Origin of the sequence: Amycolatopsis sp. NPDC051372 (assembly GCF_040682095.1) — a bacterium.
In the GTDB taxonomy this organism is placed as follows: Bacteria; Actinomycetota; Actinomycetes; order Mycobacteriales; family Pseudonocardiaceae; genus Amycolatopsis.
Window position 1 is genome coordinate 19,144 of the sequence record NZ_JBFBAF010000060.1, and the last position, 8,068, is coordinate 27,211.

Genomic DNA, 8,068 nt, shown 5'->3' on the forward strand with positions numbered 1-8,068 from the left:
AGACCACGGTCCAGAAGGGTCCGAGGGTGGCGCCGAAGGACATCCGGGCGATCAGCACCAGGATGAAGTTTGGTGCCACCGCGACGACCGACTACCTCGACGCCGTTGTTGAGCCCCAGCCGCTTCGGCAGGATGCACGTCCTTGGCCAACTGCGCTGCCTGGTAACCGCTCTTAGTGACCTGGGAGTCGCCAGTGCCACGCAGGTCGACGGTGATCACCTTGTGGGTATTGGAGAGCGGGCCCCTCTGCTGCCGCCACTCGGTCCAGACTGGGTACATTCTCTATACCTCGGTGCAGGCGTACAGCGCCGCGCAATCCGGATGCACCGATGCCGATGAGTGTCGACGCCCGTAACGTCACCTGTGCCGAAGCGGGGCTGGAAGACGACCTGAGCTCCAGCGAGAAGAACCACACCTTGGACTTCCTGCGCGGCAGCGCCCCAGGACGAAACGATCCCGATCGGATCGGCACGGTCGTCGCGACGAGCTGGGGCAACCCGCTCTATTTGCTTCCGGCGGCGCCACGTCCGAATGGCGATGAGGTTCGTCGCGATTACTCACCGGGCTGAGGGTCCCTGGTCGCGCCGCTGCGCGGGTTGCGTGCGGCGAGGACGGTGAACAGGGGGGCGACGAGGGCGAGTCCGCCGTATCCGAGGGCGATTTGCGGCAGCGAGAAGGTGCCCGAAAGTTGGCCGGCGATGTGGGCCGGGATCGTGGCGCCGCTGTAGGACAGGAGGTAGACGACGCTGAAGATCGGTGCCCGGTCGGCAAGGGTGCTGCCGTACAACAGGCAACGGGTGGTGGCACTGAGGGCGAGGCCTTGGGCGGTGCCGGCAACCTGACAACCTCTACCGAATCCACCGCGGCGATCGCGCGACGCTCGAGCGCCGACACCAGCCGCCGCGCGGTGTCCTGCGATGCCACGGCCTCGGCGGCGGGCACCATCCACGCTCCCGTCGGCGCACCCGCCGGGCTCACCTGCCACACCGCCAACGATTCGGTCCCGTCGTCACCGGTACCCACGGCCACCGCCGCACTGCCTGGCGCCCACACCTGTGCAGGACATCCCCACCGCTGCTTCGGTCACCGCACCCATCCCCGCCGCCTCCTCGATCAACACCACCAAATCGTCGAGAAACGCCAGTTGATACACGGGCGGCACTTTTCGGGCCTTACCTCTCAAACGAGGCGTTCATGCCTCACCTGGGCGCGGGCTGAACTAGTTGGTGACGGCCCGGCGGGGCCTTCGGCCGGACCGCTCCCACCGCCGGTTGCGCTCGCGGTCGATATCGGCGGCGACACGCTGCTGGTCGACAGCACGTTCGTCGGCCTCACCGACGCCGGCCGCGCCGTGCTCGCCGGATTGGGGCCAGAGATGCAGGACTTGACCCGGCGCAGTACCGCTCGCCTTTGTTGACAAGTAGAGCGGCTTCGTGAAGGAGGGTGCACGCCTGGTCGGCGTTCAGTCGTCGGTTCGGCTCCTTGGCTAGGAGACCCTCGATGACCGGGCGCAACGGGCCGGCGCGCAAGAACGGGGCCGGTGGTTCCTCGGCCACGGCCGTGAGTGTGGCGGCCATGTTGTCCCTGGCGAACGGTGACGTGCCTTCGACGGCGGTGAACAGCGTTGCGCCGAGAGAGAACAGGTCGGACGCCGGTCCGGCCTTGCCCCCGCGGAGCCGTTCGGGCGAGACATAGCCCGGGCTGCCGGCCACCATGCGGATCTGAGTTCGTGAGTCACTGCCTGGGGCGATCGCGATGCCGAAGTCGGTGAGGATCACCCGCGCACCACCGCAGAGCTGCACGTTGGCCGGTTTGACATCGCGATGCACGATGTTCGCCCGGTGTACGGCGCGCAGCACGTCGAGAAGGCTCAGTCCGATGTGGATCACGTGCTCGCCCCGCAGCGGTCCCTCGGCGTCGAGCGCTTCGGCCAGACTCCGCCCCCGCAGCAGTTCCATGACGATCCACGGATCGCCGTCCTGCCTGACCACGTCGTAGACCGTGACAACGCCGGGTGGCCCACTCGCGCAGCGGTACGCGCCTCCCGGAGTGCCCGCACGCGAGCCGCTCTGCGTGATTGCTCAGATGCGCGGTAGTTCACGTTGACTTGCTTCAGCGCGACCTGCCGCCGTAGGAACTCGTCCTCGGCGAGCCAGATCAGCGCCATTCCGCCGCGGGCCAGTAGCGACTCGACCCGATAGCGGCCTGCCACGAGACTCCCGGCACACTCGGTTCCATCGTCCTCACCGTGGTCGCCGGCTTCGGCGGGATGTGTCGGGTCGAGTGTTGAAAGCAGCGGCTTCGCGGGGCGTGGGCTCCGATCTGGTGCCTTCACAGGCTTCGTCATACGTGTGACGATCCGGCTTGGTGACCGGCGTGTCTTCACGGATGGCGCCAAACCCTGCTGCCGGTTAGCCGGAATCCCGCGATACCCGCCACCGTGAAACGCTGCGACCCTTGCCGATTGAAGCAGGTGTTCGAGATTGATGGGCCGGGTACGCTTGCTGTGACGGCTCCGGCCGCATCGAGCCGACGGCCGCTGTGGGACAGACCAGGTAGAAGTCTACAATGGACAGCCATGACATCCAGCAGGTCGTCGACGTGCTGACCAAAAGTGCGCGTTGTTCGTAAGACACCGACACCTTCAGTGTGGCTGATGAACGCGGCCATCTCCCGACTCGACCAATGCGAGAGCCCAGTCGGCACCGCCAGCGCAACGCCTCTGGGGGTGTGATCGCCGCGTCGACCAGTCGACGCGCGCTTCGCGCATCTTCGTGGAGGACAGGTAAACCTGTCTTCCAGCTAGTGGGACGAGGGTTTCCAGTGTGCCGGTATCGCGAATGGGTGTGCCATCGGGCAAACTGTGTCCCAACCGACTGCCGAGTAGTCGGAAGCGACCGTTCTCTTTGCGACGAGCCGCCCGGCCTTGTTTCTCCATCGAGGAGCGTTGACATGTACAACGCTCTGCACGCCTCCGGAAGTCGACCTCGCCCGTATGGCGGGAGATCGAGCAAACCATCTCGCCGCCCACAGGGTGCAGGGACGAACGAACACACCGCCGGACTCCCGACAACGCCGGGTATGACCGCTCAGCGGCTGATCCTGGCCGAGGACGACGTGCTGTTCCGCGAGGGGTTGGCCAGCCTGCTCGTTCACTCGGGGTTCACGGTGATGGGGCAGGTCGGCGACGCCACTGAAATGCTCAGCCTGGCGCGGCAGCACCGACGGGATCTCGTAGTGGTGGACATCCGGATGCCACCAACACACACCCGGGATGGTCTGGATGCGGCCCAGATGATCCGCCAGGAGCTTCCAGGCACCGGAGTTCTTGTGCTGTCGGCGCATATCGAAGCGGAGCGGGCAGATCCGATGCAGGGATCGCGCACCGGATGTGGGTCACCGAAGGAACGGTGGAGAAGTACGTCCACACTATACTGGCCAAACTGAGCCTGCCGGAGACCGAGGACTATCACCGCCGGGTGCTGGCCGTGGTCACCTTTCTTGAGGCCAGTAACCCGGTCCCCGAATAGGTCATGGATCGCGTGCGGCGGCCAGCGTTGCCGCCTGGCCGGGAAACCTCGATGGTGACGGGGAGTAGCGGCTGACGTGACCGGGTCGGTCACCCCGCCGCGATTCGCCGCGCCCAGTAACGCAGGTCGGCTCCGAAGGTGGTCGCCGTCTCGTTCAACGTCGTGGGGCCGTCCCATTCGTAAGTGCACACCGTTGGGCGGCACTGTCTGCGGTTCGTCCCCATCATGGGGACTCCTCGTCCACGTTTCGGGGCCGAACTCGCTCTCCTCGCTTGGTTGCATCGAGTTAGCGATCGGCATCCTGCGGTCGCCGGTCGGTTCGCCCGTCCGAACCGAGCCCGGGGAGTTCGAGGAGGGGAGAGTTCGCGATGACTCCAGGTTTCCACTTCCGCAAGTCGAATTCGGTGATCCTGCAGCTTGCTCCGTGGACGATGTCCGATGTTGAAGCGGCTGTGGGCATTTTCGGTGACGGAGAGGTTGCTCGGTGGTTGGCGCCGGCTATGGACCGCGTTCCGGACATGGCTGCCCTGCAGCATCCGGTTCCAGATGGGTCGTAGACGGCGCGGCCATCGGGCCGCCGCTCGGCCGGTGGAAGGTCGCTGATCTCGCCACCGGCCACATTGTAGGAGCGGTCTCCCTGCTGCCTTTGCCTCCCGGCGACATCGACTCCGAGATCGGCGTCCAGATCGCTCGTGGCTGGTGGGGGAGTGGTTATGCTGGTGAAGTCGGTGACGCGATCGCTCACTATGCCTTCGCCGGCGCGGACGAGATCTTCGCTGTCTCGCGTCCGGCGAACCAGCGCGCCGCGGCCGCCGCGCGGCGCATGGAGATGGGCTGGGTCGGACGAACCGACAAGCATTACGACACGAGGCCTTTCTGTGCGTTCTGCCGGTCAGGTGATGAAGTCGTTTTCCTCTAGGTAGATGCGAATGTTGCGGCGGGCGTCGAACATGGTTTTGTAGATGGCGTTTCGGCTGGTGCCCAGTCGCGCCGCGAGGGCGTCCATGGGAACGTGGTCGATCGCCACGGCGGCGAAGATGCGTCGCTGGTGTTCAGTCAATGCGTTCTCGATGGCGTGGGCGAGGGCGGCTTGGAGCTCGAGGGCCTGTACCTGGTGGGGTGGTTCGTCGCCGACGGCGGCGCGTGCGCGATTTTCGTCGTGCTCGTCGAGGGACACGCAATGGTCCCGCCAGAAGTGCCGGCCGATTTTCGTCGAGACCTCGAAGATGACGAATGTGAAGGCCCACGTCTTGAACTGCGCGTCGCCTCGGAACTCGCCGATCTTGTAGGTGATCCGCATGAGGGCGTCGGCTGCGGCCTGGTGGGCGAGGTCTTCGACTTCGGGGCCGCTGATCCGTGAGCCCGGAGACCTGCGCGCGGTCTCACTCCTAGCGAACCTGATGAGCATCGTGTACAGCCTGCGGCAGGCATTCTCGAAGTTCGTGCTGCCAGGGCTCAATTCTTGGACCCAGGCGGCGGACTCGGGGTCAAAGCTCCGTCCACCGACCAGGACTCGTCCACTGATCTTCGACGTGGTCATGCGGGCCGGGGTTTCCGTCCAGTGTCCGCGGTGTATGCCGTCTGGATGCGGGACGCGCCTGGTTTCATGTGGCTTCACCTTCTCTCCGGTGACCGTCTTCTGCATTTGCGATCTCCCTGTTAAGAATTCACCCGCCCCTTTGACGGCAACTAAACGGACTTGTCCACCAATGCGTCCATGGCCATCGACGATGAGTGCGCAAGCCCGGGGGGAAGCCGGAGGAGAGCTGCGCGACCCGAAAGGCGTCGGAGCACCACCCGACGGTGCGCGTCAGTTCGCGCTGCGACACGTCGCCCGGTTGCGCGCGAGGTGTCGCAGCGCCTTGGCGAGAGCGACGCGGATGTGCTTGCGGGCGCCGGGCCGCAGGCAGCGCCCGCTGGTTGCCGTCATCAGCTGCTCCTTCCGGTTCGACCTGCGATGTCATGTCCCGGGACAGTGCCCACCGAAGGGCAGCCGCGTATGTGTGGAACGGCGCCCAGCGCCGGACGAATACGTCGTCGGCCCCGCCGAGAGCCCAGATCCGCCGAACAACGCGGGCGAGGGCCGGGTCGTCGGCCGGCAGCACGTCCGGCTGATGCAGACGGCGGATGAGGAACCGATCCGTCACGCGTCGGGACATCCCAGAGCACCCGAGAATCTCACGGATCTGCCGGTCGTTACGCCCGTCGAACATGTCCAGATTGACGTCACCGACGAGCCGGGCCCGTGCAAGCCGTGCGAGTCGATCGGCGTCCGCGGCGGGTATGCCTGGCGCGGCCGGCCGCTCGGCACCAGGGTCGGCGACCTTGACGGCGGAGGATTCGCCGCGGGTCGCGCCGCGGATCCGTACGTGTACGGCACAAGTCGACGGCGCGTGGAACGGCCACAGGACCGAGTAGCGAACCAACGCCGAGAAGTTATCGCCAAGCCCGGCCTCCTCGTGGCGCCCGAACGGCTCCGGCTGGCCCAGCCTGCGGACGAGGTAGCGCATGACCGGGTTGTGCCCGACGAGATGTCCGTAGGCCGGTTCCGACTCCGTGACAGCGGCACCGACCAGGACGGGAATGTCCCGGGCATACGAAGCCACCGAATCCGCGCTCGTCGGACACCTCCTGCTCATGCGTTCGCGGGCGCCCGAGGGACGCGACCCTGCCCCATCGCCTCAGTACGCCGGGGTCCAGGTTCCAGTGAGCCCAACAAGGGGCCCCGGAACGGACCCGTAACATTCCCAGGTGGCCGAGACCCGTGGCTGGCGCAATGCCTTGGAAACGGACCAGGACCACAACAGACGCCCGCATGCGCAGCGTCATGGCCGGCCCCGATCACCGCCGCCACACCGAACAGCCCGACCCCGCTCGGAACAAGAAGCATCCATCACGGCCACACGAACACATGTGTACTGCGAGCCATGAACCCGCCAGGAGCCGAAGGTCCAGGAGCAAACACGCCTCGACGACCTGGACGATGCGGCGGTGGGGGCGGTCGCACACGGAGCACGCCGAACCCATCAGGGGCATGCGCCAGCGGGCGAAGGGAATCTGTTCGAGGTTCACGGAATCCACCCGCGTTCGACACGGATCCGGCGCGGGAACAGGCGTTCGACGTGAACGCGGCGGCTGCCGGCGAGACGTGCGGGACGAGGGCGGCTTCGCGGTCGCGCAACGGGAAAATGCCGGGCGTCCGGCACCGGGCGGGCCGAAGTTCCGCATCAGACTCCACCTTCCGGTCCGGAGCTGGTTGGCGGTGGAACACCCGGCGACGTGGCCGGGAACCGGGTGCCCGCGGTTGGCGGGCCTGTCCAGCATCGCGGTGGTGGGGCTCACTTCGCATTCCTGCCACCTGGAGTTCGCGTCCCCTGCCACCAGCATGGGGCCGGCCACCGGACACGTTGTCTGAGGAACGCCTCCGCGTGGTGAACTACCGGGTGATCCTGTGGCTGAGCCGTCATCGGATGGAACGGCTGGTCCGCAGGTGGCTGAGCCGTCCCCGGAAAGACATCGTGTAGCAGGTGTGCACAGCTGAGCTGGCGTCCCGGTACGGCGCGCAGGTCCAGCTGGCCCCTCACAACACAGGAAGTTCTACAGCCCCACCTCGCCGCCCCGCGGGACCGACGTCTTCGTGGACGTGTCCAAGTACCCCCATGACAGCTCGCCGGTCAGGCGCGGCCGACGCGGTGGCGCGGTGGCGCTGTGGCGCTGTGGTCGAGCTGACTGTGCCGTACCACGTTCCCGACATCGCCGATACGACGGTTCGGGCCGAGCAGTGGCACAACGGAGAGCCTGTGGAGACGGTGTCCGAACGGCAGCCCTCGTGGACTGGGGCGGTGTGGGGCCGTCCGGGCCCCGCACCGCCGCAGTGACTCATCCGGCGATGGCGAGGCTCGCCGCCGGGAAGTCGATGGCCGTCCGGACCGCATCGTTCACGAAGTTTGGTCAGCAGGAACTGCACCGACAGGGTGACGGTTCTCTACGGTCTGGGCTTGCTCGGAACGGCGGTGGTCGCAATCGTTCACAGCGGAGGTCGCCAGGGCTCCGGGGACTCGAAGCCGGATGAGGGCGGAAGACGGCGACGACACGGCTTCGAGCGTATGCCCCGCTCGGTTCGACGGGGCATCGACACGAGACTCCGACGTCATCCTCGGCCTACCCCAGGTATTCGACCGATCGACAAGATCGAAGTCCGGCGGCGAAACGCGAGTGCGGCCAGTAACAGTGCCGCCGCCGCGGTGGCCACGTGGAGCGTCACGGAGACTTCGAAGACCCTCGCCACGACGGGCACCCCCGACCGGACGGCGACACGGAGACTGCTGGGCCCGCCGAGCACGAAATGCCACAGAACACCCAGGACCAGCGACCCGGCGACCGAGACGAAGACGAGACCCGCGCCGCCCCGTGCCGCGTCCCGGAAATGGCGCGTAATACCGATTGATGCGCCCCGGGTCTGGTGCAGGTCTCGTTGTCTGTCACCGAGCCCGGGCAGGCTCGAAGGGTTGATCGTAGCGTGACGCTTGGTGGCCGGC

General features: G+C 66.6%; 7 protein-coding genes and 1 pseudogene. 3 read left to right on the plus strand and 5 right to left on the minus strand.

From position 1 onward, the window contains the following. Positions 1-335: 335 nt before the first annotated feature. Complete coding sequence (locus AB0M56_RS48620) at positions 336-569, plus strand: hypothetical protein (RefSeq protein WP_364189915.1); 234 nt, start codon at positions 336-338, stop codon at positions 567-569. On the opposite strand, the gene AB0M56_RS48625 is transcribed toward AB0M56_RS48620, so the two are convergent. The 3 genes and pseudogenes from AB0M56_RS48625 to AB0M56_RS48635 all read right to left on the minus strand — a co-directional run bounded on the left by AB0M56_RS48625 (position 554) and on the right by AB0M56_RS48635 (position 2,078). Next, positions 554-787 (minus strand): hypothetical protein, encoded by a 234-nt coding sequence (locus AB0M56_RS48625; RefSeq protein WP_364189918.1) that lies wholly within the window; start codon positions 785-787, stop codon positions 554-556. The two genes, AB0M56_RS48620 and AB0M56_RS48625, sit on opposite strands and share 16 nt — an antisense overlap. A 62-nt stretch (positions 788-849) precedes the next feature. Next, positions 850-1,053: pseudogene (locus tag AB0M56_RS48630) on the minus strand (DUF6218 family protein); the annotation flags it as partial. A gap of 278 nt (positions 1,054-1,331) precedes the next feature. After that, positions 1,332-2,078: a serine/threonine-protein kinase gene (locus AB0M56_RS48635; protein ID WP_364189910.1), complete on the minus strand. Its 747-nt coding sequence runs from the start codon at positions 2,076-2,078 to the stop codon at positions 1,332-1,334. Positions 2,079-3,081: 1,003 nt separating this feature from the next. Between AB0M56_RS48635 and AB0M56_RS48640 the strand changes: the two genes are divergently transcribed. Next, the gene (locus AB0M56_RS48640; RefSeq protein WP_364189900.1) at positions 3,082-3,447 is read left to right on the plus strand and encodes a response regulator transcription factor; all 366 of its coding nucleotides are present in this window, start codon (positions 3,082-3,084) and stop codon (positions 3,445-3,447) included. Between the two features lie 567 nt (positions 3,448-4,014). After that, positions 4,015-4,449 carry a GNAT family N-acetyltransferase gene (locus AB0M56_RS48645; RefSeq protein WP_364189902.1) on the plus strand — a complete coding sequence of 145 codons (435 nt, stop codon included), beginning with the start codon at positions 4,015-4,017 and terminating at the stop codon, positions 4,447-4,449. On the opposite strand, the gene AB0M56_RS48650 is transcribed toward AB0M56_RS48645, so the two are convergent. Together AB0M56_RS48650 and AB0M56_RS48655 are read right to left on the minus strand one after the other, a co-directional pair. Beyond that, complete coding sequence (locus AB0M56_RS48650; RefSeq protein ID WP_364189905.1) at positions 4,423-5,175, minus strand: sigma-70 family RNA polymerase sigma factor; 753 nt, start codon at positions 5,173-5,175, stop codon at positions 4,423-4,425. The genes AB0M56_RS48645 and AB0M56_RS48650 overlap by 27 nt on opposite strands. Positions 5,176-7,680: 2,505 nt before the next feature. Next, positions 7,681-8,068 (minus strand): hypothetical protein (locus tag AB0M56_RS48655; RefSeq protein ID WP_364189907.1); only part of this gene is annotated, 388 nt, incomplete at its 5' end.